Consider the following 26,638-nt stretch of genomic DNA (forward strand, 5'->3'; position numbering starts at 1 on the left):
CTATTATTTCACCTCAATCGGCTCTTCAACTAATTCCCCGTTAAGAGACCAAGTTTTTGCTTCCGTTATTTTTACTTTCACAAGCTGACCAATTAAAGATTTTGAAGCGACGAAGTTTACAAGTTTATTCGTACGAGTATAACCTGCAAGTACTTCCGGATTATTTTTACTTTCCCCATCAACTAACACTTCTACAATTTGACCTTTGTAACGACTATTCTTTTCAATTGCCAACGTATTTACTAGTGTATTTAAGCGTTGAAGACGTTCTTTCTTTACTTCCATCGGTACATTATCTTTCATTTTTGCAGCTGGTGTACCTTCGCGAGGAGAGTAAATGAATGTAAAGGCAGTATCAAACCCTACTTCACGATATAACGACATCGTTTCTTCAAATTGCTCATCTGTTTCATTTGGAAAACCAACGATAATATCTGTTGTTAATACTGCATCTGGAATTGCTTCTTTAATTTTTCTTACAAGTTCTAAATAATGCTCACGCGAATATTTACGTGCCATAATTTTCAGCATATCCGTACTTCCAGATTGAACTGGTAAATGGATATGTTCTACTAGGTTGCCACCTTTGCCAAGCACTTCAATTAAGTGATCATCGAAATCACGTGGATGGCTCGTTGTAAAACGAATACGGGCAATATCAACTTTACGAAGTTCGTCCATTAAATCGCCAAGACCGTATTCTATATCTTCAAAGTCTTTACCATATGCATTTACGTTTTGACCAAGTAAAGTAATTTCTTTATAACCATTTGCAGCTAAATGACGAATCTCTTGGATAATATCTTCTGGACGTCTACTTCGCTCTTTTCCGCGTGTATACGGTACAATACAATACGTACAGAATTTATCACAGCCATACATAATATTTACCCAAGCTTTAATATCACCACGACGTACTTTCGGAAGGTTTTCAATTACGTCACCTTCTTTTGACCATACTTCAACTACCGTCTCTTTCGAGAACATCGCATCTTTTAGAATGTACGGTAATCTATGAATATTATGCGTTCCAAATACCATATCTACATGCTGATTTTTTTGCATAATTTTATTTACAACAGATTCCTCTTGAGACATACAACCACATACACCAATTAAAAGGTCTGGATTTCTTCGTTTGAGTGACTTTAAATGGCCTAGCTCACCAAACACCTTATTTTCAGCATTTTCACGAATTGCACAAGTGTTTAATAAAACTACATCTGCATCCTCAGTTGAAAAAGTTGGTTCATATCCAAGTGCGGTGAAAATGCCTGCCATTACTTCCGTATCATGCTCATTCATTTGACAACCATATGTACGAATATAGAACTTTCTTCCTGTACCAAAATTGCGAAACTCTTCAGGTAAGCCAAAATCCCGTTCAATTTTAACTTCTTCTTTCCCACGCTTTTTCGCATCCTTTAAGGAAGGTGGTTGATATACACTTTCAAAGTATTTACTATAATCTTTCTCTTCTTTTTTCGTAGAGGAATTTGCTTGTTGACTTGCTAATCGTTGTTGCTCGTTCATCGGTAATCTCCTTTCACCCTTAACTATACATACTCTATAGTCCATTTTAATGCGCCTAGACTCACCTCAAAAATGGTTAGATAGCTTGAGAGATAACTTGTCCTTTGAAACTTGAGTAATCAATCTAATCATTCATAAGAATGAAGTCTTCCCCACGCAAATAGACATTCCCTTTTTATCATTTCTTGTTGTCCTACCAAAAGGCATATTGCTTTATCCCTATAAACATTACCATAGTATGATGTATTTCGCCAATTTTAACAATAAAGAGGCCCTTTATTATCTTACATTTCATAAGCAATGAACTTGCCATTTTCATACAACGATTTATATATTATTTTATCATTCTGAATTTTCTAAGTAAATAAGACTACCCTATATTTTTGTACATAAAAAAAGGTTACCAAATCGGCAACCTCCTCTTCTTACATTACATAAATTCAGCAACAAGCTCATCAAACATTTTCTGATCCATATTTAAATCAGATTTCACTAAAGGCTCTTCACTATAGCCTTTAACAAGTTCTTGATATGATGGTTGCTTAGTATTTTGATAAATTAACCCTGTTACTAAACCGTTATTTTCCATTAAAGTTTGCATAGCCATCATGCGATTAGATGGATCATATCCCTCTACTGTACTTAGTTTCGTTAAATTCTCTTTAAACCAATCGTAAGTATTTACTTTATTGTAAGTAACACATGGGCTAAATACGTTAATTAATGAAAATCCTTTATGGTTAATACCAGCTTCAATAATTTGTGTTAATTCTTTTAAATCACTCGAAAAGCTTTGCGCCACAAATGTCGCACCAGCTGTTAAGGCCATTTCCATTACATTTAGTGATGGTTCAATTGAACCTTGTGGTGTGCTTTTCGTTTTAAATCCAGCTTCACTACGTGGTGAAGTTTGCCCTTTTGTTAATCCGTAAATTTGGTTATCCATTACGATGTACGTAATGTCGATATTACGACGAATAGAATGGATTGTATGACCCATACCAATCGCAAATCCATCACCGTCACCACCTGAAGCGATAACTGTTAAATCACGATTTGCCATTTTCACACCTTGCGCAATTGGAAGGGCACGACCATGAATACTATGCACACCATATGAATTAATATAACCTGAAATACGGCCTGAACAGCCGATACCAGAAATAACAGCAAGTTCATCTGGATTTAGGCCAACGTTAGCTGCCGCACGTTGAATTGCAGCTTGCACTGAGAAGTCTCCGCAACCTGGGCACCAGTTTGGCTTTACACTGTTACGAAAGTCCTTAAATGTTGCCATTTAATACAACCCCTTTTTTGCATTCGTTGTAAATCTCTTTCGGCAAGAATGGGTTTCCATCATATTTTAAAAGACTAGAAATTTTCTCACCATTACCAAGATTCATTTTCATAATGTTAGCAAGCTGACCTGTTGCATTGTTTTCTACTACTACAACACGCTTCGCCTTTTTCACAAGTGGATCGATTTCAGCTGTTGGAAACGGGTGAATTAAACGCACATGAGCATGGTTTACTTTCATACCCTCTTGTTCTAAACGCGTCATTGCCTCTTCGATCGCACCACGAGTTGAGTTAAATCCAACAAGCAATACGTCTGCTTCTTCATGCTTAACATTTTTATAAACAGGGGTATTAAACTTCAAGTTCTCCATTTTACGGAAACGTTTGTCCATTTGATCTTTACGGTTTATTGCTGATTCCGATGGTTTTCCAGTTTCATCATGTTCTACACCTGTAACATGGTGAACACCATTTTTCATACCAGGTAAAACACGTGGTGAAACGCCGTCTTCTGTTACTTCATAACGCTTGAAGTATGCTTTATTTTCACGTTCTGGTAATTCTACTTCTAAATCAAGCTTACCACGACGAATTTCCACTTTATCTAATTTAAGTGGTTCTACTGTTTGTTTTCCTAAAGAAAGCTGTAAATCTGTTAAGAAAATAACAGGAACTTGATATTCTTCAGATAAGTTAAATGCCTCTACAATGTCATAGAAAGCTTCTTCAACTGTACTTGGCGCCATTACGATTTTTGGAATTTCACCATGCGTACCGTAAATCATCGCCATTAAGTCAGACTGTTCTTGCTTAGTTGGTAATCCTGTACTTGGGCCGCCACGTTGTGTATCAACAATTACTAATGGAGTTTCTGTAATACCTGCTAAACCGATTGCTTCCATCATTAATGAAAGACCTGGACCAGCAGATGCCGTTAATGTACGAACACCAGCATAGTTTGCACCGATTGCCATTGTACAAGCTGCGATTTCATCCTCAGTTTGGATTACTGTTCCGCCGACTTTCGGTAATTTTTTAATTAAGTATTCCATAATTTCTGATGCAGGTGTGATTGGGTATGCTGACATAAAACGAGCACCACCAGCTACCGCACCAAATGCGATTGCATCGTTCCCAATCATAAACATGCGTTTTTTACCATCAGCTTTTTCAAGCTGCATCATGTTTACTTTCTCACCTAGTAATTCTTTCATATATTGAGAGCCACGTTTAATTGCGTCCATATTCTTTTGAACGACTTGCTCTCCTTTACGACCAAAGATTTCTTCAACAACATCTAAATAAGCTGTTTCATCTAATCCTAATACTGCACTTGATGCTCCAACAGCAACCATGTTTTTCATTAATGATGTGCCTAATTCTGAAGCAATATCTGTAAACGGTATCACATATAGATTTACATCTGTATTGTCAGGTATTGTTGGATTAAATTTCGCATCCGCAACTACAATTCCACCTGGACGTAGTTCGTGGAAATTAAAATCAATTGTTTCTTGGTCAAAAGCAATTAAAATATCTAAATCATCTGAGATCGCTCGTACTTCTGTTGTACTTACACGAATTTTATTATTTGTATGGCCGCCTTTTATACGTGATGAGAAGTGGCGGTAACCGTATAGGTAATATCCTAATCGGTTTAATGCAATACAGAAGATTTCTCCTGTACTTTCAATTCCTTCACCTTGTTGGCCTCCAACTTTCCATGAAAGTTGACTAATCATCTCCTACACCCCTTTTGGCTGCATTCATTGTAGTGTATTTTTTTACAGTAATAGTTTAGCATTTTTTATGCAAATAAACTACAACGGACGCAAATTATGCCTCTTCTGATTTCCCTGAATCTTTAGTATAAAGCTATTTTGTTTTTCATTCTAGTATTAGGTCTTAAAAAAAGCAATAAAATCAAATGAATTATTTTTAATTTTTCTGAATTTTAAACCGAAACTTAAAAACTCATATGTTCTACAAAATTATCATATAAAAATCGTTCTACAGTAGATGTAGCATAGTGTTTACAAAGCTCATTCATTACATTTTCATAATCTCGATAAACTGATACATTTACAACTGTTTCTAAAATCCCATCAAAATCTGAACCAAATCCTATATTGTACTCTCCACCTAATGAACAAATATATTCGATATGTCTTACTATATCTGTTATATTTGCTTCATTTTCATTCGTTAGAAACTGCGGTACAAAAGTGACACCGATCATGCCATTTTTCTTTATAAGAGCTTTAAGTTGTTCATCGTTTAAATTACGTGGGTGCTCGCAAAGTTTCATACAATTTGAGTGGGAAGCAATAGGATTTTTTGCAATCTCTATAACATCCCAAAAACTTCTTTCATTCAGATGAGACACATCAGTCCATACATGTAGCGCATTCAGTTCTTGTACAACCTGTTTACCAAAATTCGTTAAACCCGCCCCACGTGTCTCTAGCGCACCATCAGCTAAGAGATTGGCATAATTCCATGTTAGTCCAAAAGAACGTACTCCTAGGCGATACAACAACCGTAATTTCATTGCTTCTTTTCCAATTGCTTCGCATCCTTCTAGTGTTAATATCGCTCCAACCTCGTCCTGTTTTAACATGTTAATATCATCTTTTGTCTGAATAAACTTTACACCTGGTAGGGATAAAATTTCATTATAAAAAATATCTACCATTTGTAATGCTGCTTCAAATCGGTTTTCATATGCCACTGTTTCTGGTACATATATAGCAAAACATTGTATACTTCCTTTTCTTCTCTTTAACTGTTCAAATGTAATATGTAATTGTGAATCATCGTTAAAATTCCTTTTCCCTTGTGCACTCCATAACTGAAGAAGCACGTCACAATGAGCATCAAAAATTTTCATTTTCATTCCTCCATTATAAAAACAACCTGTTTGCATACTGCAAACAGGTTGTTTAAAACTTAACGAGGTTCTACAATTAATTTTATTGCTGTACGCTCTTCGCCATCAATCATAATATCTGTAAACGCTGGGATACAAATCAGGTCCAAACCACTAGGCGCTACAAATCCTCTTGCGATTGCTACTGCCTTTACCGCTTGGTTCAATGCACCTGCACCAATAGCTTGAATTTCTGCTGTTCCGCGTTCGCGAATAACACCTGCAAGTGCACCAGCTACAGAATTAGGGACCGACGTTGCTTTAACTTTTAATATTTCCATTCCGCGTTTCCTCCTCGTTTCTTTAAAAAGTATTAGCAATTATTTCACTTTAACTTATATTCACGAGGAATGGCGCGTATTCCTGCTAAATTTTCGTAATTTTTCTAAAAAATTAAAATATAATAACTTATCTAAAATTTAACGGGAATTTACTCAAAAAATGGTTGATCGTCATTAATTAAAATACGTTCAATTTTCTTTGCTTTTCCTGTATTTGGATCCACATCAATTAACACTGCACTTAATTGCGTTCTACCATTTGTTACTTCAAATCGTACTGGTAAGTTTGTTAAAAACTTCTTCAATACTGCTTCTCTATCCATACCTAATATTCCATCATACGGCCCTGTCATTCCAACATCTGTAATGTATGCCGTTCCGCTTGGTAAAATACGGTTATCTGCTGTAGGGACATGCGTATGCGTACCTACTACTGCTGTAGCACGTCCATCTACATACCAACCTAGCGCTTGTTTTTCACTTGTAGTTTCCGCATGGAAGTCAACAAAGATAATATTCGTACGTTTTTTCGCAATATTAATTAATTCATCCACTTTACGGAATGGACAATCAATCGGAGGAAGGAAAGTACGTCCTTGTAAGTTAATAACTGCAACTTCTGTTCCATTACAGTTCACAAAGATAAGTCCTTTTCCTGGAGTTCCTTCTGGGAAGTTAGCTGGTCTTGCAAGATATTTTGCATCATCGATGAATTCAAATACTTCACGATTATCCCAAGCGTGGTTTCCAAGTGTAACTGCTTGCGCCCCACATTCTAAAAAATTTCGATATATTTTTTCTGTAATCCCACGGCCACCTGCTGCGTTTTCTCCATTAATGATTGTTACTGTAGGTGTATATTTTTTCTTTAATGCCGGTACGTATTGTTGAATCATACCTCTACCAGGAGATCCTACTACATCCCCAACAAATAATATTCTCATATGTCTTACCCTTTCTATGTACTGCATTTTTTATTGCTATAGCATCAAGTAAATTCCTTATAATATGTTTATTATAAGTTTGTTTCACTTTTATACTATATAACTAACTGTCTTTATTTTATCCAATTCCAACACAAAAAAATAAAGTGGTGTTTCACCACTTTATTTTGCGTATTCCACTGCACGTGTTTCACGAATAACAGTTACTTTAATATGTCCTGGGTAATCCAGTTCATTTTCAATACGTTTTCGGATATCACGAGCTAAACGATGAGCTTCTAAGTCATCGATTGTATCTGGTTTTACCAAAATACGAACTTCACGTCCTGCTTGAATTGCAAATGACTTTTCAACGCCTTCATAAGACTCTGAAATCTCTTCTAACTTTTCAAGACGACGAATATAGTTTTCAAGTGTTTCACTACGAGCTCCCGGTCTTGCAGCTGATAAAGCATCTGCTGCTGCAACTAAAACTGCAATGATAGAAGTTGGTTCTGTGTCACCATGGTGAGATGCGATACTGTTTATAACTACAGGATGCTCTTTATATTTCGTTGCAAGTTCAACACCAATTTCAACGTGGCTTCCTTCTACTTCATGGTCAATCGCTTTTCCGATATCATGTAATAGACCTGCACGTCTTGCTAGTTTTTCATCCTCGCCAAGCTCTGCCGCCATAAGTCCAGTTAAATATGCAACTTCCATAGAGTGTTTTAAGACGTTTTGACCATAACTTGTACGGTATTTTAAACGACCTAAAATTTTAATTAAATCTGGATGTAATCCATGAACACCCACTTCAAACGTTGTTTGCTCTCCGACTTCGCGAATATACTCGTCCACTTCACGTCTTGATTTTTCGACCATCTCTTCAATACGCGCTGGGTGAATACGTCCGTCCTGTACTAGTTTATCAAGAGCGATACGAGCTGTTTCACGACGAATTGGGTCGAATCCAGAAAGGATTACTGCCTCTGGTGTATCATCGATAATTAAGTCAATACCCGTTAACGTTTCTAACGTACGAATATTACGACCTTCACGCCCGATAATACGTCCCTTCATTTCGTCATTTGGAAGATTTACAACCGAAACGGTTGTTTCAGCAACATGATCAGCTGCACATCTTTGCATTGCAAGAGATAAAATCTCTTTTGCTTTCTTATCCGCTTCTTCTTTCGCGCGAACTTCACTCTCTTTTACCATAACAGCGATTTCATGAGAAACTTCACTTTCTACTTTACCAAGAATAATTGCTTTCGCTTGTTCGCGTGTCAGATTGGAAATGCGCTCTAATTCTGTTTGTTGCTTTTGAACTAACTCTCCCACTTTGCTTTCCAACTCTTCAATCTGTTGTTGTCTCGCTACAAGAGATTCCTCTTTCTTCTCTAACTGTTGCTCGCGTTTATCGAGCGTTTCGTCTTTACGATCAAGGTTCTCTTCTTTTTGCATTAAACGATTTTCTTGTTTTTGTAATTCGCTTCTACGGTCACGAATTTCTAATTCAGCTTCTGTACGAAGTGTATGAATTTCATCCTTTGCTTCTAAAAGCGCTTCTTTCTTAAGTGCTTCAGCATCACGATTCGCTTCGTCTAAAATACGTCTCGCTTCATTAGCCGCACCATTAATCTTCGCTTCAGCAATAGACTTTCGAACAAAAAAGCCAACAACTGCACCGACTGTTGCAAGCAAAATGGAGATGAGTATCCAAACTGTACTCGTCATGATTTCACCTCCCCTTGCTATGAATGAAAAAAGACTGTCGGCATGTACATTGAATTACAACATACAGCAAAGACCGTCGTCCCGCTTTTTTAAGGGACTTTCTTCATTTCACAATTAAAATGTCATATTATTATTTCGGTAAGATTTAAACCTTACTCCGAATATTACTTCTCTTCTTGAGAAGAGTATATTGTATATAAGAAAAAATATACATTCTCATTGTATCTATCGTAATTTTCATTGTCAAGCGTTGTCTACTTTTACTTTCTTTGCCTTCAGCCTTGAATGTGACCTAAATTTTAAAAGTAAGGAGCCTACTATACTGGAAAACCTTAGTAATTCCCATTTCTTTTACTTAAAATATTTATATATCCCTCTTTACACAACACATTTGAAGTAAAAAAATATTTTTTATCTATAGTATTATGCTCCTTAATAGTAGATAAAAAAATAAAAGACACGAGGCCGTGTCTTTTATTTTTTTAATCAAGAAGAGTTGAATCTTCTGCGCCCTCAGCACCAGAATCTTCACTAATTCCGTGATGCTCACGAATAAAGAAAGCAATTTCTTCTCTTAAATCTGTATTTTCTTTTAAGAACTGCTTCGAATTTTCACGACCTTGTCCTAGGCGTTCTTCATTATAAGAATACCAAGCACCGCTCTTTTGAACGATATCAAGCTCAGAAGCCATATCCAAGATTTCACCTTCTCTTGAAATACCTTCTCCGTACATAATATCAACTTCAGCAACACGGAATGGTGGTGCTACTTTATTTTTCACTACTTTTACTTTTGTTTTATTACCAACGATGTCGTTACCTTGCTTTAATTGCTCCGCACGACGCACTTCAAGACGAACAGTTGAATAGAATTTCAACGCACGACCACCTGGAGTTGTTTCTGGGTTTCCGAACATAACCCCAACTTTTTCACGAATTTGGTTAATAAAGATTGCAATTGTTTTTGATTTGTTGATTGCTCCTGAAAGCTTACGAAGTGCTTGTGACATTAAACGTGCTTGTAAACCTACGTGTGAGTCACCCATGTCGCCTTCAATCTCTGCTTTCGGTACAAGAGCTGCTACAGAGTCAATTACGATAATGTCAACCGCACCACTTCGTACAAGTGCTTCCGCGATTTCTAATCCTTGCTCCCCTGTATCAGGCTGTGATAATAGTAATTCATCTATGTTAACGCCTAATTTTTGTGCATATACAGGATCCATTGCGTGCTCCGCATCGATGAATGCTGCTTGTCCACCTTGACGTTGTACTTCTGCAATTGCATGTAATGAAACTGTCGTTTTACCTGAACTTTCAGGTCCGTAAATTTCGATAATACGGCCACGTGGATATCCGCCTACCCCTAGTGCCACATCAAGTGCTAAAGAACCACTAGAAACCGTAGAAACTCTACGCTCCGCTTGTTCTCCTAATTTCATAATTGAACCTTTACCGAATTGCTTCTCTATTTGTTTTAACGCCATATCTAACGCTGCTTGACGATCACTCATTCAAAATTCCTCCTTAACTGAATTGCTAATCTTATTATACCTATTTTCAATTCAATTTGCCAACAAAAATCGAACATTTATTCGATTTTTTTATTTTCTATCAAATAATATCTAAATTTAACCGTAAAAAAACTAGAAGAAACTTATATCTCTTCTAGCTTTTTATATAAATGATAAAATCCATATTTTGCTGTTCGTTCTCTAATTTGTTGACGACTTCCGCTTAAATTAAGAGGAAAGACTACAGTTGGTTCATCCTTAATCGAAAGCCCAACAAATACTGTTCCTGGTTCTTTCTGTTCTGAAGCATCTGGCCCTGCTACCCCAGTGAAACTAATTCCAATATCCGCTTTTAGTACATCCTTAACATTTTCAGCAAGATAACGAGCACATTCTTTACTAACTGCACCATCAGTATGCAACACTTCTTCAGGCACACGTAAAACATATTGCTTCACATCATTATGATAACAAATGACACCGCCTTTAAACACAGAAGAAACACCAGCGTTTTCAGTTACTTGATTTCCAAAAAGACCACCTGTTAAACTTTCTGCACACGCTAAAGTTAACCCTTTTCTCTTCAATAACTCGATTGCCTTATAATGCAAAAATTCTTGGTCATATCCGTAGAAAAATTCTCCTACTCTTTCTAAAATCAAATCTTCCACATGTTGAATTAGTTTCTCCGCTTCGCTAACATTTTGATGCTTAGCGGTTAAACGTAATGTCACTTCTCCATCATTTGCTAACGGGGCAATTGTTGGGTTTGTTTGTCCATCAATTAAATCTTGAACTTTCACCTCTAATTGGGACTCCCCAATGCCGAAGAAACGAAGCACACGAGAATAAATGTTTTCTCCTGTTGTAAAATTACGTAAAAAAGGCTCTACGTAACTTACATACATTGGTTTCATTTCTTTTGGCGGCCCTGGTAATAAAATATAAACTTTTCCGTTCTTATTTACCCCCATACCCGGCGCCATACCGTGGTCATTTGCAAATACTGTTGCTCCATTTAAAACGAGCGCTTGCTTTTTATTATTCTCCGTAAATTCACGGCCTGTACGCTTAAAGTAATTACTTATTAAGGCTAATGCCTTTTCATCATACACAAGCTCTTCATCTAAACTAGCAGCTATCGTTTCTTTCGTTAAATCATCTTTTGTCGGTCCTAATCCACCTGTAAAAATAAGTATATCAGCACGTTCTTCCGCAGCTTCAATCGCCTTTTGCAATCGCTTATTATTATCACCAACAACAGTATGATAGTACACGTTAATTCCGATTGAAGCTAACTTTTCAGATAAAAACTGGGCATTTGTATTTGCAATTTGTCCAAGTAATAATTCAGTTCCAACCGCAATAATCTCAGCATTCATCCCAATTCCCCCATAAACTTCTATTTTGAGTTTACAAAAGCAGCTCTATTTTTCCAGAAATAATCCCATCCTGAAATAACAGTAAAGATTAATGCAATCCATATGAAGATATCCGCAACTGGAATATGGATTAAATTTAAAGGTACATCGTGTAATAAATATGCTGCAATCGCAATAATTTGTGTCCATGTCTTAATTTTTCCTAGCTGGTTTGCTGCAACTACTTCCCCTGTTCCAGCAAGTACAAGACGTAAACCAGTTACCGCAAACTCACGACTGATAATTACAATAACAATCCAAGCCGGTACATATTGCATCTCTACCAATGTAATAAGTGCTGCCGAAACAAGTAATTTATCAGCTAACGGGTCAAGAAACTTCCCTAAATTCGTTACAAGATTATATTTTCTTGCGTAATGTCCATCAATCCAATCTGTAGCTGAAGCAATGATAAAGATAAGTGCCCCCACTAAATGTTGAATCGGTAAATCAACATCACCAATTTTGTATGAACCCCAATCAAAGGGTGCTAACATAATTACCATAAAAATTGGAATTAAGAAGATTCTAGATATTGTAATTTTATTTGGTAAATTCACAGCTATTCCTCCATCATATCAAAAACATTTGTTCATCGAAAAAAAGTCATCGAAGCGATGACTGTTATTGTGCAGGTTGCTCTATCCCTTGGTTTTTTATCACCAATCTTTGGTGAAGTTCTTTTTCTGGATCCAATGGATAAGCGACCACTTGGCCATTCAGTTTAACTTCAACATTCGTTGCATTTCCAATATTAAGTCGCACTTCTTTTAATGTTGATACATCACGTTTTTCTATTTGGCCCTCTTGTACTGTAGCGTTTAGAATCACATTCCCAGCATCATCTTTAACATCTACATAACTCGCACCTTTACCCGATAATTCCAGTTCTAATGTTTTATTATTATGAATTTCCAAAGTAGATACCTTTCCAGTTGTTCCAACTACTTTCACTTCTTGCTGTCCAGTTGGTTGTGCTGGTTGCTCCTCTTTCTTTGGTTCTTCTTTCTTTGGTTCCTCTTTTTTTGGCTCTTCCGCTTTCACTTCATCTTTCTTCGTATCTAACGGAGAATCTTTCGCTTTTTGAACTTCAATTTTCTCACTTTGAGCACTCGGAACTTTTTCATCATCTTTTCCAGTTAACGCTTGAAACACAAACCAGATTACCACTCCAACTGCGATTACTAACAGCGCAACTAAGATTTTCGGCATGTGATCTGCAATTGGCCATGATGAAGATTTTTGCATTGTTTCTTGTGTTTTTTGTCCCGTTGATACTTGTGGAACTTCACGCTTTTCAGATTGTGGTATCGTACTCTGATGTTCTACGAGCAGTTCCTCTCCATTTAATCCAACCGCATCTGCGTATTGTTTAATGAATGCACGCGCATAAAAAGCTCCTGGCAATACATCATAATTGCCTTCTTCAATTGCCACTAAATGGCGTTTTTGAATTTTTGTAATCTCATGCAGCTGATCAATAGACAAGCCTTTCGCTTCTCTTGCTTCTTTCAGCTTTTGTCCCAATTCCGTCACTACTAACACCTCAATATTTCTTTAAAAGTCAAACATAGAGAAATTATTTTGCGTACCTTGCTCAATTTCATCTACTAAATTATATTGAATTTCTTCATCATAATCGTTACGCAACTCGATAATATAATCAAAATCATCCAATGTGTATTCTGACTGACTCACAAATACATCAGGATGTTCCACAACTTTCGTTGCAGGCAATCTCATAATTTCACGAACGAGCTGCCAATGTCTTTCGTTAGCACGCTTCGTTGACACAATTCCATCTAGGATGAAAATATTGTCATCGCTATACTCATCTTCAATTAATTGACTACGAACAGTTTGCTTAATAAGAGTAGATGATACAAATAACCACCTTTTATTTGCACAAACACTTGCAGCAACAATGGATTCTGTTTTTCCGACACGAGGCATTCCGCGTATCCCAATTAGTTTATGGCCTTCTTTTTTCATAATTTCTGCCATAAAGTCTACAAGTAAGCCTAATTCATCACGCACAAATCGAAATGTTTTCTTATCATCTGCATCTCGTTGTATGTACCTACCATGTCTAACCGCTAGCTTATCTCTTAGCTTGGGCGGACGATATTTCGTTACCGTTATGTTATCCATCGTATTTAAAATTGATTCAAGTCTAGAGATTTGCTCTTGATTATCACACATAAGAAGTAACCCACGTCGTGCATTATCTACACCATTAATTGTGACAATATTAATGCCGAGCATACCGATTAACGAAGAAACGTCACCAAGCAAGCCAGGTCGGTTTTTATGTATTTCATATTCAAAATACCATTCAATCATCCAAGATCACTCCCCTTGCTTACTTTACACCTACGTACTATATTATATGATTTCACCTTAATAGGGAAGCTAAATGTATAATCTACCCTGTGTAATTATTATACAAAAAAAGTAGAGAGGAGAATCTCCTCTCTACTTTTACTTATGTTGTACGAACTTAACCATTAAATTTGCAATTGTATGTTGCTCCTGTTCATCAGCAACTTTCCAAAGCTCAGCTAATAATTTCTCTTGGTCATTGCGTCCTTCTACCTCATTAGCAAGATAGTCGCCAACACGAAACGCCATATCTGATACCGCACCGCCATCTAAACCTTTGTCTTGCGCTTGCTCTAAACGTTCTCCTAAAAAGCTCTTCCACTGATCAAAATTATCTAATACTGACATAATTAAGCACCTCACTATTGAGTAATAAAATCATCCTTAATTTGTGCAACTATTCATTTTTTATGTAAGAATTTTTTAGCAGTGCCAACCGCCATTCACTCCGATAATTTGTCCAGTTATGTAAGACGCTCCTGGTGATACGAGGAATGAAACTGTTTTCGCTACTTCTTCTGGTAATCCTATTCTACCTAATGGTATATCTTCAGCAATTCCCATTTTATCTTCTTCAGAAAAAACACTTAACATTTCCGTTTCAATTGCTCCTGGTGCTACTGCATTCACACGTAATCCACTTAAAGAAACTTCTTTCGCTAAAGCTTTCACATATGAATTTTGTGCCCCTTTTACCATTGAATAAAGCACTTCACAAGAAGCCCCTATTTGTCCCCATATAGATGAAACAATTACAATATTACCACTTCTTCTCCCGATCATAGGCGGAAGTGCCATAGAAAGTAATTTATATACGTTCTTCACTTGAAGTTCTACCATATAATCCAATTCATCGTTTGTTACATCTGTTACTAGTCCAAAAATACTCTTCCCAGCTGCGTATACAATAACATCAATAGGATGTTCAATTTGTCCCCACAATTGCTCTGCTCCATCACTAGAAGCTAAATTCGCTTGAACAGGGATAACTTCTCCCCATGCCTTCTGCAATTCCAATACCCTTTCTTCACTGTTATTGTAATGAACATAAACTGTATATCCATCTTGAATTAATTGTTTCGAAATAGCAGAGCCAATTCCTCCGCTCCCTCCAGTTACTAACGCATACTTTTTCATAAAGTCCCTCTCTTATCTCTATAAGTTCAATTTTCACATAACTAAATAATACCCTCATCTTACAATTTTTCAATGATAAGATGAGGGTATCTTTTTAATTTTATTTTTTCGGTAACACCTGACAAATACTCATTTTGTCTTCTGATAACAATAATTTCGCTACTTCTTGTAAGTCTTGAACGGTTAGTCCTTCTAATACAGTCAATGCGTCAAATAGGCTAGATTCATTAAACGCGTATCGTGTAAATTGATTTGCAATATATTCTGGTGAATTCAACGAGCGTAAAAAACCACCAATTTTCTTTTTCTTCACTCGTTCTAATGCCGCCGCATCTAATTGATCATAATCTGTTTTTAATAAAATATCTTTTAAACGATTTGCCAATTCATCAGGTTGTTTCGTATCACCGCCAACCATTGCAAAACCGAAGTTATTTTCTTCTGTATAGTCATACGAGAATGAATCATCAATAAGCCCTTCATTATATAAAGTTTCGTAATGAACAGAACTTTTCCCAAATAAATAATCTAAGAGTAACGTAAGCGCAATTTCTTGTTTTAAAAGCGCTTGCCCCTTTTCCTTTAAATTAGTCGCTTTAATACCAACTAAACATTTCGGTGTTTGCACAGGCATTGAAATAATTTTTTTCTTTTCATTTACCTCATTTGGTTCTTCTTCAAATGAACGCACAATTTCTGGCTGGTTTTTATAATCTTTTTTCGCTTGATTTTCACGTACTAAATCCATTGTTTTCTCTGGATCAATTGCACCCACAACAAATAATAACATATTGCTCGGATGATAAAATGTTTCATAACATTCATACAATAAATCTTTCGTAATTTTACTAATAGATTCGATTGTCCCTGCAATATCAATTTTAATTGGGTGTTTTACAAACAAGCTATCAATTAACCCGAAGTACAAACGCCAATCTGGGTTATCTTGATACATTTGAATTTCTTGCCCAATTATCCCCTTCTCTTTTTCAACCGTTTTTTCAGAGAAATAAGGCTCTTGCACGAAGTTTAGCAATGTATTTAAATTTTGTTCTACGTTTGAAGTACATGAAAAAAGGTAAGCTGTTCGTGTAAAGGATGTAAAAGCATTTGCAGATGCTCCTTGTTTACTAAACAATTGGAAAGCATCGTGATCTTCTTTTTCAAATAATTTATGCTCAAGAAAATGTGCAATTCCATCAGGCACACGAATCATTTCTTCTTTCCCTAATGGTACAAATGTATTATCTACAGAACCATATTTCGTCGTAAACGTCGCAAATGTTTTATTAAATCCTTGTTTCGGTAAAACATATACATCTAATCCATTAGGAAGTTTTTCATAATAGAGTGTTTCTTTTAATTGCTCATAAACAATTTTCTCCATTTACTCTCCCTCCGTTCCTTGTAAAAAGTAAATTGTGTCTAGTTCAATATTTTTAGCAACTTTTACAATTTCTTCTTTCGTCACACTTTCTATACCTGTAAGCCATTCTTCAACTGGACGTGTACGATCTGAAATAATACCATGATATAGCATTTCTACAAAGCCACGTGGTGTATCAATTGCCTCTAATATTTGATTTTGGATGACACTTTTTGTTTGATGTATTTCTTCTTCAGAAAACTCTCCGTTTTGCATCGCAAGCATTTGTTCTTTAATAATCTCAACTGCTTTTTCATAATTTTTCGCTTCGATTCCTGACATAACAAATAATAAACCTTTATGACTTTCAAAGCGCGATGCTGCATAGTACGCTAAACTATTTTTTTCACGCACATTTACGAATAACTTCGAATGAGAAAAGCCACCAAACAATCCATTGAACAATTGCAATGCAAAATAATCTTCATCTTTATATGTGACAAATGTACGATAACCGATGTGTAATTTACTTTGTTTTAATTCTTGTTTTTCAACAACTTCTTTTTCTTCATTATTTCGTCTATGAAGGAGTACATTTCTTTCTCTCACTGGACGAGTTGAAATAGAAAAATACTTACTTACAAGATCAACGGCGTTTTCTGAAATATCACCAATAATATATAGATCCATTTCATCTTCCGCTAACACCTTTTGATAATATTGATACAAACTTTCATTTGTAATAGACATAACACTCTCTTTTTTTCCATTTGCACTTAAACGATACGGTTCTACTTTGCACATTTCTTCAATTAAACGCTCGTTTGCATAACGCATTTTATCATCATAAGTAGCTTCAATTCTCTGTAACAGTGCTCTTTTTTCACTTTCTACGATAGAAGATAGGAAACCGTTCCCCTCCGTTGCTGGATGTAACACAATATCTGACAACATAGAAAGCGCTTTTTCAAATAACGGTGGTGCATCATGTAAATAAACTTCATTTGCAATGTCTACATAAATGGAGATAATATGGTCTTCCCCTTTTTTACTTACATCTACCGCTAAAGAAGATCCGTATAATTCTTCTAAATATTGACGAAGACGAATTACAGAAGGTAATTTTTCTGTCGCACTTTGCAATACGTATGGCAATAGGGCACGCTCTGTCACCGTCTCCTCATTTAAAGGCGCTTTAAAACGAAATACAAAGGTATTCGTTTTATATTTATCAGTCGGAATAATATGTACGCGCAAACCACCTAACTCATGTAGTTGTTGTTCCATTAGTTTCATTTATAGCCCTCCTTTACGTATATAGGAATATTCCTCTTCAATATACAGTTTTTAGAAATAAAAAATCAACTTTTCTCCCTTATTATGCTTACATATGATTCTTTCTAAAAACTTTAATATGTAAGGAACATAGTAAAATTCCGTATTAAATATATTCTATGTAAAAAAGCCCACACTAATGTGCGAGCTTTTTTATACTTATAAAATACTTATCGTTTTCCTTTTTCATAAGGAGTTCCTAAAGCTTTCGGAGCTTCAGAACGACCTACAAAACCGACAAGCGCTAATATTGTGAATATATATGGTAATATCGTTAATAAAACACTTGGAATTTGATCTAATACAGGGATTGTTCCGCCCGTTACACTTAGAGATTGCGCAAAACCAAAGAATAGAGCTGCACCTAGTGCGCCTAGTGGATTCCACTTTCCAAAAATCATAGCAGCTAAAGCTAAGAAACCTTGTCCTGTAATAGTTGCCCCTGAGAAGTTATTAGAAATTGACATTGCAAAAATCGCTCCACCAATTCCAGCAAACACTCCTGAAATACAGACTCCAATATAGCGCATTTTATATACGTTAATCCCCATCGTATCCGCTGCCATTGGGTGTTCACCAACAGCACGTAGACGAAGACCGAACGGTGTTTTATAAATAACATACCAAACAACGAATGCTAAAATAATGGCAATATATGACGTTATTGGTACGTTCGAGAAAAATATTTTCCCTAAAACCGGAATATCCGAAAGGCCTGGAATATCAATCTTTTCAATACGATACTGAATAAAGTCAGTCTGCCCTTTATCAAAAATCTTCTTAATTGCAAATACTGTTAAACCAAGAGATAAGAAGTTAATGGCTACACCACTTACAACTTGATCTGCTCGGAATGTAATAGAAGCTACCGCATGAAGTAATGCAAATAATCCACTACCAATTGCCGCAAATAGTAACGCAATCCACGGAGTCATCGTTCCCCAAGTATCACCCATTAATAAGTTTGTAACGACTCCAATAAATGCACCAAATAGCATTAGTCCTTCTAATCCGATGTTTACAACACCCGATCGTTCACTAAATACACCACCTAGTGCTGTGAAAATGATAGGTGCCGATGTATATAACGTACCCGTCACAAGAATGGCTAATATATCTAAAAAGCTCATTTATTTCCCCTCCTTGCTCATGCGTGTAAGCGCCCATCTTAACACATAACTACATGCAACAAAGAAGATGATACATGCAATAATTACATTAATAAGCTCTGACGGTACATCTGCCTCAAAGTTCATTTGAGGGGAAGCACTTTTCAAACCACCAAATAATAAAGCTGAAAGGATTATACCAAACGGATTATTCCCTCCAAGTAATGCTACGGCAATCCCATCAAATCCTACTCCTGTAAACGAAGACATCGCTGTCATACTCTGGAATGTCCCTAATCCTTCCATCGCTCCACCAATCCCCGCAAATGCACCAGCAATTGTCATGGAGAATACTACATTACGAGAAACTTTCATACCTGCATATTGAGAAGCATGCTGATTAAATCCTACTGACTTTAATTCGTAACCTAAAGTTGTTCGATCTAATAAGAACCACATTAAAATAGCGATTAAAATTGCTACAATAATTCCCCAGTGTAGACGTGAACCATCAGTAATAGAAGCAAGCCAGTCTGAAGATAGTGACGCACTCTCTTTAATATCATACGTTTTGTCATTACCCGCATGTAAGAAACGCTTAATGATGTCATACGTTACATACAAAGCGATATAGTTCATCATAATAGTTACAATAACTTCATTCACTTGAAACTTCCCTTTTAAATATCCCGGAATGAAGCCCCAAATTCCGCCCACCAATGCTGCAAATAAAATAGATAATGGAATATGAAGGAAAGCTGGTAGTGAGACTGCATAACCGAACCAAACCGCTGCAAGCCAACCAACTAACAATTGACCCTCTACCCCGATATTAAATAAACCTGTACGAAATGCAAACGCCACCGATAAGCCAGCAAGAATAAGCGGTATCATTGTACGAAGCGTTTCACCAATCGCACTTGCGCTGCCGAACATTCCTGTCCAAAGTGCACTATAACCAACAATTGGATCATAGCCACTAACTAGCATTACAATCGCTCCTACAAGTAAGCCGAAAATAACGGATAGTACTGGGACTAAAATATTTATCGTTCGTTCTGTTAAAAGCTTTTTAGCCATTTGTACCCACCTGCTCCTTCTTTGTTCCTCCAGCCATTAACAATCCAAGCTGTTGTTCATTCGTTTCTTTCGCATCAACTATTGCTACAATTTCCCCTTCATAAATAACAGCAATTCGATCGCTAACATTTAAGATTTCATCTAACTCTAATGATAAAAGTAATACACCTTTTCCTTTATCCCTTTGCTCTATTAATCTCTTATGAATAAATTCAATTGCTCCTACATCTAAACCACGTGTTGGCTGTGCCGCAATTAATAAATCTGGATTTCGGTCTACTTCACGTGCAATAATTGCTTTTTGTTGATTCCCCCCAGATAGAGCGCGTGCTAACGTTTGCTCACTAGGTGTACGCACATCAAACTGTTCAATAAGAGCCTTTGCTTTTTCTGTAATTTTGCTGAAATTTAAAATCCCTTTCTTTGAAAATGGATTTTTATAATACGTTTGCAGAACTATATTATCTCTAACAGAAAAATCAAGAACGAGTCCGTGTTTATGACGATCTTCTGGAATATGACCAATTCCTTCTTCTGTTATTCTTCTAACAGGCCAATTTGTTATTTCTTTTCCTTTAATTGCAATAGAACCTGACTCAACTTTTCGTAAACCAGTAATTGCTTCTATTAATTCACTTTGTCCGTTTCCATCAATCCCTGCAATCCCAACAATTTCCCCCGCACGAACAGTTAAGTCAAGGCCTTTTACAGCAGGTAGTTGACGTGCATCGTGAACAACAAGGTTTGCAATTGAAAGTACCTCTTCTTTTGGCTTCGCGTCTATTTTTTCTGTTTTAAAATTCACTTGACGTCCGACCATTAATTCTGCAAGTTTATTTTCATCCGTATTTGCAACGTCAACCGTTCCAATCCCTTTTCCTTTACGAATAATCGTACAACGATCGCAAACTTCCATAATTTCTTTCAACTTATGTGTAATAAGAACAATAGATTTTCCTTCTTGCACAAGCTTTTTCATAATTTGAATTAGCTCATGAATTTCTTGCGGTGTTAACACAGCTGTTGGTTCATCAAATATTAAAATTTCTGCACCGCGGTAAAGAGTTTTCAAAATCTCAACACGCTGCTGCATACCAACTGAAATATCCTGTATTTTCGCATATGGATCTACAGATAAACCGTATTGTTCAGACAGTTTTTGAATTTCTTTAGCAGCTTCCTCAACAGCAATTTTCCCTTTTTTCTTCGGTTCATTTCCGAGAATAATATTCTCTGTAACTGTAAAATTATGAACAAGCATAAAGTGTTGATGGACCATTCCAATACCAAGGTCATTTGCTATATTCGGATTTGTGATTTTTACAGGTTTACCTTTAATTTTAATTTCACCCTGCTCTGGTTGGTACAAACCAAATAGTACATTCATCAATGTGGATTTCCCTGCACCATTTTCTCCAAGTAAAGCATGTATCTCACCCTGCTTTACTTGCAGCGTAATATCATCATTCGCTACAATGCCTGGGAATACTTTCGTAATGTTATTCATCTCAATTACGTATTCCATTGTGTTCCTCCTTTTAACAGGGAACATTCCCTATTACACTATTAACTTATTAAGCAATTCGGAAGTTTTATACATACAAAGGTTAGTTCTATGAACTAACCTTTGCTATTTCTCTATTTATTTTTTTAGAGAAGCTTCATATTCTTTATACTCTTTATCTGTAGCTGGCACTTTAATTTCACCGGCTGTAATTTTCTTTTCAAGCTCTTCTACTTTTGTTAAAATTTCAGGGTTAACTTTTTTCACGTTATCAGTTGTTTTTGAAATACCAATACCGTCATCTTTTAAGCCAAACTCTTCAATTTTCCCGCCTTTTAAATTCCCATCTTTTGCTTCTTTAGCTACTTTTTCTACTGCTACATCAACACGTTTAATCATTGAAGTTAATGTTACATTTTCAGGCATACCTTCTTGATGTTGGTCACGGTCAACACCGATTACCCAAACATTTTCACCTTTTTTCTTACGGTTTTTCGCTTCTGTGAACACACCGTTACCTGTACCACCAGCAGCATGATAAATTACGTCTACGCCTTGACCATACATTGCTGAAGCAAGAACTGTACCTTTTTCAGGCTTATCGAATGCTTCTGCATATTCAGATACGATTTCAATGTTTGGATTTACTGCCTTTGCACCAGCTTTAAATCCATTTTCAAATTTACTAATTAAATCACTTTTCATTCCACCAACAAATCCTACTTTATTCGATTTTGTTGACATAGCTGCTACCGCACCTACAAGGAATGATCCTTCATGATCTTTAAACGTAATGCTCGTTACGTTCGGTGCATCTACAACAGTATCTACGATTGCAAATTGTTGTTTTGAAGATTCTTTTGCTACTTCTTTAATTGCACCTTCTAATTTATAACCAATTCCGAATGTTAAATCATATTTATCTTTTGAGAATTTTTTTAAATTCGGAATATAATCAGCTTCTTTTTCAGACTGAAGGTAACGATAATTTGTCTTTTCTTTTAAACCATTATCTTTACCAAACTTTTGTAACCCTTCCCAAGAAGATTGGTTAAATGACTTATCATCAACGCCCCCAACATCCGTTACGAGACCAACCTTAAAGTCTTTATTGTCTTTCGTGTCTTTCTTGTCACTGCTCGCCTTATCCGAGTTACCACATGCACCTAAAACTGTACTTGCTGCTAAAGTTAATGATAATAAAAGGCCTGCTTTTTTCTTCATACTAGAAACCCCTCCAAAAATGATATATATTTATTCTTACGCTGCTGTTCCTTACTTCTTGCTGTCACCTCCCTAAAAAGGAATTTACCTACATACGCTTTCTTAATACGTGGAAGCTAAATTTATCAGCTCTAAAGTAATTGATAGAATATAAGATTGGCTCATCATTTTGATCATAGTGCATTTGTTTTAATACAAGCAGTGCTGTTTCAGGCTCACATTCTAAAATTGGTGAGATTTTAGGGTGATAGCCAATTGGCTCAATGTGAGCAACCGCATATGTTATGCGCTTATGCGTGTTATTATGTATCACCGTTAATAATGATTCCTCATTGTAACCCGATAAGTCTGGCAATATTTCTTTTGCAAGTTTATCGATACAATACACAACAGGTTCCCCATCTGCTGTACGCACGCGTTCAATCATCACTGCATTAAAACCATCTTCACTATTAAACTTCTCTTTTTCCTCTTCTGTTAAAGTTGTAGTAGATGATGATAAAAAGATTGTTCCTGGTGTTTTCCCCACACTAGAAATCATATCTGTAATACTAGAAAGTTGTTCTATTCCAGAAGAAAATAATGGCTTTGCATTTACAAATGTCCCTACACCATGTCTACGAATGACAACATTTTCTTCTTCTAAAATACGCAACGCTTCCCTTAAAGTCGCTCTACTTACGCCAAGTTCTTTCGCTAAATCAAACTCTGATGGTAACTTTTGTCGTTCTTTATAAGCGCCATCTTTAATTTTTTCTTTGATGTGATCAATCACCCGTAGATATAGGTGACGACTATCAGATTTTACTGACATAAGACTCCCCCGCATTTCAATTATTCGACCTCTGATGTAAGACTTCTTTTCTCTTTTTTCAACTTACAACATAGTACAAATGACTAAACACCAAAATAAGTGTAATTGTCGAATAAATAATAATAATTTTTTAAAATAAAATTTTCACTCTTTATTGCATAAAAAAAACTTTGCACCATAAACATTCCTCATTTCGAGAAAAAGTTCGGCACAAAGATCCTTTACATCCTTTGTTACACACTTTTCCCCTCATAGTCTAGCAATTCATGGTTGCCAGGTAGAAACTTATGGACCTTATCTCCAAGATTATATGAGGCAGTGATTCTTTTCGAAGTAATCTTACCACTTGCTCTCATACGTGTCAACAAAATCTAACATTTTTCTGCATTAAATATCGAACATTTACATAAAACATACTCAAAGTATTCGTATTCTAAAGGGCACCCCTAAATGTAAGCCCTTTCTTTATCGCTGAGTATAGTATATAACAAAAACACTATATAAAAAAGCCTAATTGTAAAAACAATTAGGCTTTTTTTAAGAACTTTTTTCTTGTACATCATTAATGAGTACTTCTCTCGGTTTACTCCCTTCATACGGACCTACTACACCATTCATTTCCATTGCATCAATTAGGCGAGCAGCTCGCGTATAACCTACTCTAAACCTACGTTGTAACATAGAAACAGATGCTGTTTGCATTTCCACTACAAGTTGAACCGCTTCATCATATAATTCATCTTCTACTTCCTGCTTCGTATCAGGAACATCTTGCGGAATCATATCTTCTTGATATTGTGCTTTTTGCTGTCCAATAACATATTCTACGACTCTCTCAACTTCATCATCTGATAAAAATGCGCCTTGTACACGTACAGGTTTCGATGCACCAATTGGTATAAACAGCATGTCTCCACGACCTAGTAGCTTCTCTGCACCACCACCGTCAAGAATTGTACGAGAATCTGTTTGAGAAGATACAGCGAATGCAATACGTGATGGAATATTTGCTTTAATAACACCCGTAATAACGTCAACTGACGGACGTTGCGTTGCAATAATTAAATGAATACCAGCAGCACGAGCCATTTGCGCTAGACGCATAATCGCATCCTCTACATCAGACGAAGCAACCATCATTAAATCTGCTAACTCGTCCACAATTACTACAATATAAGGTAATTCGGGTTGTTTCGCTTCTGATTGACTATTATGCTCTTTTATATAATCGTTGTATCCTTCAATGTTACGTGTACCACTATGAGCAAACAATTCATAACGACGTTCCATTTCACTCACAACTTTTTTCAATGCTTGCGATGCTTTTTTCGGATCAGTTACAACTGGCGTTAACAAATGAGGCACACCGTTATATACATTTAGCTCTACCATTTTCGGGTCAATCATCATTAATTTTACTTCATGTGGTTTTGCACGCATTAAAATACTAACAATAATACCGTTAATACATACACTTTTCCCGCTACCTGTCGCACCAGCTACGAGTAAATGAGGCATTTTATTTAGACGGGCTAATACAGCTTCACCTGTAATATCTCGGCCAAGACCAATTAACAACTTCTCTTCCGGATGATTATTAGCCTTAGAGTCAAGAACTTCCCTCAGCGTTACCATCGAAACTTCTGAGTTTGGAACTTCGATCCCTACAGCTGATTTCCCGGGAATTGGCGCTTCAATACGAATGTCCTTTGCAGCTAAAGCAAGGGCTAAATCATCACTTAAACTGACAATTTTGCTTACCTTTACCCCCATATCAGGATACACTTCATATTTTGTAACTGCAGGACCTCTATGCACTTTTGTTACTTTCGCTTTCACTCCGAAACTTTGGAATGTACGTTCTAATTTACGAGCATTCTCATAAATTTCCGCATTTTCATTTGTAACTTGCTTATTCTTTGGAAATTTTAATATATCAAGTGAAGGAAGCTTGTAATCTTTATTTTCTACATTTGAAAATTGCATAGGAGGTGCTTGCGCTTCACTCTCTAACGATTCAACAATTTTTTCTCCACGCTTTTTCTTTGGTTCTTCAATTGGCGGAGTCTCTTCAATAAACGGTGAAGTGATCAACTCTTCTTGCTCTACTTCGATTCGTTTATCCTCTTCTTCATTTACAGGATAATTCTCAGTGAAATTCGAAATAATCGGAGGATCAATTGAGATTTCTTCCATCGGCTCAATAATTTCTTCTTGTTCTGCAGCACGTTTGCTTCTTGTGCTTCTTGTTGTTTTTTTCTTTTCTGTTTGTTCAGCCGTTCTTTTGGCTCTCCAATCTTTATAATCCCCTTGCATCACTTGAAACTGACTTCTAAGAATTCTACCAACTGGAGCTAACACTTCTCCAATATGCTTATTTGTTATACAAAGTATACCGAGAATAACTAGAATAATACCAATGATATAAGCTCCTACTTCGTCAAATAAGAAGTAACATGTTGCGAACATAAGCGCACCAAACATACCACCACCTAAATGAACGCTATCTGGCCCCTTTTTCATTTCAAGAAAGAAGTTATCTTTCGTACTCACAATAACAGAAGTATTTTGCACTGCTCCATCTTTTGTAAGAAGGTTAAATAATGTAATATGACTAAACATTAATATCGCCAATACAATTAAATAAAATCCAATTAATCGTTTATTTAAAAGGTTCGGCCATCCGCGTTTTATAACAAAGGAAACCGATAAAGCTATTACACCTAACACACCAATTATGTACCACTCACCAAAGAAGAAGCGAAAAAATAACACAAACGATTTCCCTACAACGCCTAGCTGTAAAATCGTAATGATTGAAAGTGCAAAAAGAGTTAAACCGACGATTTCATAATACAAAGTTGGCTTTATCGTACGTCTTGCCTTTGCCTTCGTCCCTCTTTGCTTTTGTTTTGCCATTTCTTCACCTCGTGTTCTACATATAAGTAAAGCTCCCTTCAAAACGCTCTATTTATATGTCTGTTTTCTCTATTTTTCTGGTCTTTATATCTTCTATTTTTACACTTCTTGTAAAATGCTAA

The 26,638-nt window shown here is 36.2% G+C and carries 22 protein-coding genes and 1 riboswitch; all 22 genes read right to left on the reverse strand.

The window, feature by feature from the left end:
- Positions 1–3: 3 nt before the first annotated feature.
- Positions 4–1,533 (reverse strand): tRNA (N6-isopentenyl adenosine(37)-C2)-methylthiotransferase MiaB, encoded by a 1,530-nt coding sequence (miaB, locus tag ACX9TM_RS18975; RefSeq protein ID WP_001005386.1) that lies wholly within the window; start codon positions 1,531–1,533, stop codon positions 4–6.
- A gap of 430 nt (positions 1,534–1,963) precedes the next feature.
- Entirely contained in the window at positions 1,964–2,830 is an 867-nt protein-coding gene (locus ACX9TM_RS18980) for a 2-oxoacid:ferredoxin oxidoreductase subunit beta (RefSeq protein WP_000190155.1), read from the reverse strand.
- Positions 2,817–4,574, reverse strand: coding sequence for a 2-oxoacid:acceptor oxidoreductase subunit alpha (locus ACX9TM_RS18985; protein ID WP_000625418.1), 1,758 nt, complete (start codon positions 4,572–4,574; stop codon positions 2,817–2,819). Before ACX9TM_RS18985 ends, ACX9TM_RS18980 begins: the two co-directional genes overlap by 14 nt.
- Before the next feature lie 224 nt (positions 4,575–4,798).
- Positions 4,799–5,722 (reverse strand): dipeptidase, encoded by a 924-nt coding sequence (locus ACX9TM_RS18990; protein WP_000688046.1) that lies wholly within the window; start codon positions 5,720–5,722, stop codon positions 4,799–4,801.
- 59 nt (positions 5,723–5,781) lie between these two features.
- Complete coding sequence (gene spoVS / locus ACX9TM_RS18995; RefSeq protein WP_000404341.1) at positions 5,782–6,042, reverse strand: stage V sporulation protein SpoVS; 261 nt, start codon at positions 6,040–6,042, stop codon at positions 5,782–5,784.
- A gap of 149 nt (positions 6,043–6,191) precedes the next feature.
- Entirely contained in the window at positions 6,192–6,986 is a 795-nt protein-coding gene (locus tag ACX9TM_RS19000; protein WP_001221095.1) for a TIGR00282 family metallophosphoesterase, read from the reverse strand.
- 162 nt (positions 6,987–7,148) lie between these two features.
- Positions 7,149–8,711, reverse strand: coding sequence for a ribonuclease Y (rny, locus tag ACX9TM_RS19005; protein ID WP_000204911.1), 1,563 nt, complete (start codon positions 8,709–8,711; stop codon positions 7,149–7,151).
- Between the two features lie 482 nt (positions 8,712–9,193).
- The gene (gene recA, locus ACX9TM_RS19010) at positions 9,194–10,225 is read right to left on the reverse strand and encodes a recombinase RecA (protein ID WP_001283860.1); all 1,032 of its coding nucleotides are present in this window, start codon (positions 10,223–10,225) and stop codon (positions 9,194–9,196) included.
- A 143-nt stretch (positions 10,226–10,368) separates the two neighbouring features.
- Positions 10,369–11,607: a competence/damage-inducible protein CinA gene (gene cinA, locus ACX9TM_RS19015; RefSeq protein ID WP_000990690.1), complete on the reverse strand. Its 1,239-nt coding sequence runs from the start codon at positions 11,605–11,607 to the stop codon at positions 10,369–10,371.
- 20 nt (positions 11,608–11,627) lie between these two features.
- Positions 11,628–12,206, reverse strand: a complete 579-nt coding sequence (gene pgsA / locus ACX9TM_RS19020; RefSeq protein WP_001052967.1) for a CDP-diacylglycerol--glycerol-3-phosphate 3-phosphatidyltransferase — start codon at positions 12,204–12,206, stop codon at positions 11,628–11,630.
- A 64-nt stretch (positions 12,207–12,270) separates the two neighbouring features.
- Positions 12,271–13,182, reverse strand: a complete 912-nt coding sequence (locus tag ACX9TM_RS19025) for a helix-turn-helix domain-containing protein (protein WP_000137461.1) — start codon at positions 13,180–13,182, stop codon at positions 12,271–12,273.
- Positions 13,183–13,203: 21 nt separating this feature from the next.
- Positions 13,204–13,989, reverse strand: a complete 786-nt coding sequence (locus tag ACX9TM_RS19030) for a DUF3388 domain-containing protein (RefSeq protein WP_000574107.1) — start codon at positions 13,987–13,989, stop codon at positions 13,204–13,206.
- Positions 13,990–14,127: 138 nt separating this feature from the next.
- A complete protein-coding gene (locus tag ACX9TM_RS19035; RefSeq protein ID WP_000114450.1) occupies positions 14,128–14,376 on the reverse strand; it encodes a DUF3243 domain-containing protein in 249 nt (82 codons plus the stop codon).
- 75 nt (positions 14,377–14,451) lie between these two features.
- On the reverse strand, positions 14,452–15,165 hold the full coding sequence (gene ymfI / locus ACX9TM_RS19040) for an elongation factor P 5-aminopentanone reductase (RefSeq protein ID WP_072770072.1): 714 nt from the start codon (positions 15,163–15,165) through the stop codon (positions 14,452–14,454).
- A gap of 100 nt (positions 15,166–15,265) precedes the next feature.
- The gene (yfmH, locus tag ACX9TM_RS19045) at positions 15,266–16,552 is read right to left on the reverse strand and encodes an EF-P 5-aminopentanol modification-associated protein YfmH (protein WP_000411976.1); all 1,287 of its coding nucleotides are present in this window, start codon (positions 16,550–16,552) and stop codon (positions 15,266–15,268) included.
- Positions 16,553–17,827 carry an EF-P 5-aminopentanol modification-associated protein YfmF gene (gene yfmF / locus ACX9TM_RS19050; RefSeq protein WP_000772418.1) on the reverse strand — a complete coding sequence of 425 codons (1,275 nt, stop codon included), beginning with the start codon at positions 17,825–17,827 and terminating at the stop codon, positions 16,553–16,555.
- A 209-nt stretch (positions 17,828–18,036) separates the two neighbouring features.
- Complete coding sequence (locus ACX9TM_RS19055) at positions 18,037–18,996, reverse strand: ABC transporter permease (protein WP_000008856.1); 960 nt, start codon at positions 18,994–18,996, stop codon at positions 18,037–18,039.
- Positions 18,997–20,055 carry an ABC transporter permease gene (locus ACX9TM_RS19060; protein WP_001085254.1) on the reverse strand — a complete coding sequence of 353 codons (1,059 nt, stop codon included), beginning with the start codon at positions 20,053–20,055 and terminating at the stop codon, positions 18,997–18,999.
- Positions 20,048–21,580: an ABC transporter ATP-binding protein gene (locus ACX9TM_RS19065; RefSeq protein WP_000456914.1), complete on the reverse strand. Its 1,533-nt coding sequence runs from the start codon at positions 21,578–21,580 to the stop codon at positions 20,048–20,050. Before ACX9TM_RS19065 ends, ACX9TM_RS19060 begins: the two co-directional genes overlap by 8 nt.
- A gap of 117 nt (positions 21,581–21,697) precedes the next feature.
- Positions 21,698–22,783: a BMP family lipoprotein gene (locus ACX9TM_RS19070; protein ID WP_000725771.1), complete on the reverse strand. Its 1,086-nt coding sequence runs from the start codon at positions 22,781–22,783 to the stop codon at positions 21,698–21,700.
- Between the two features lie 88 nt (positions 22,784–22,871).
- Complete coding sequence (locus ACX9TM_RS19075) at positions 22,872–23,597, reverse strand: GntR family transcriptional regulator (RefSeq protein WP_000114182.1); 726 nt, start codon at positions 23,595–23,597, stop codon at positions 22,872–22,874.
- 232 nt (positions 23,598–23,829) lie between these two features.
- Positions 23,830–23,931, reverse strand: a riboswitch (purine riboswitch).
- Between the two features lie 203 nt (positions 23,932–24,134).
- Positions 24,135–26,516 (reverse strand): DNA translocase FtsK, encoded by a 2,382-nt coding sequence (locus tag ACX9TM_RS19080; protein ID WP_001118782.1) that lies wholly within the window; start codon positions 26,514–26,516, stop codon positions 24,135–24,137.
- Between the last annotated feature and the right edge of the window lie 122 nt (positions 26,517–26,638).

The sequence above is a fragment of the Bacillus sp. LH1 genome (genome assembly GCF_057924895.1).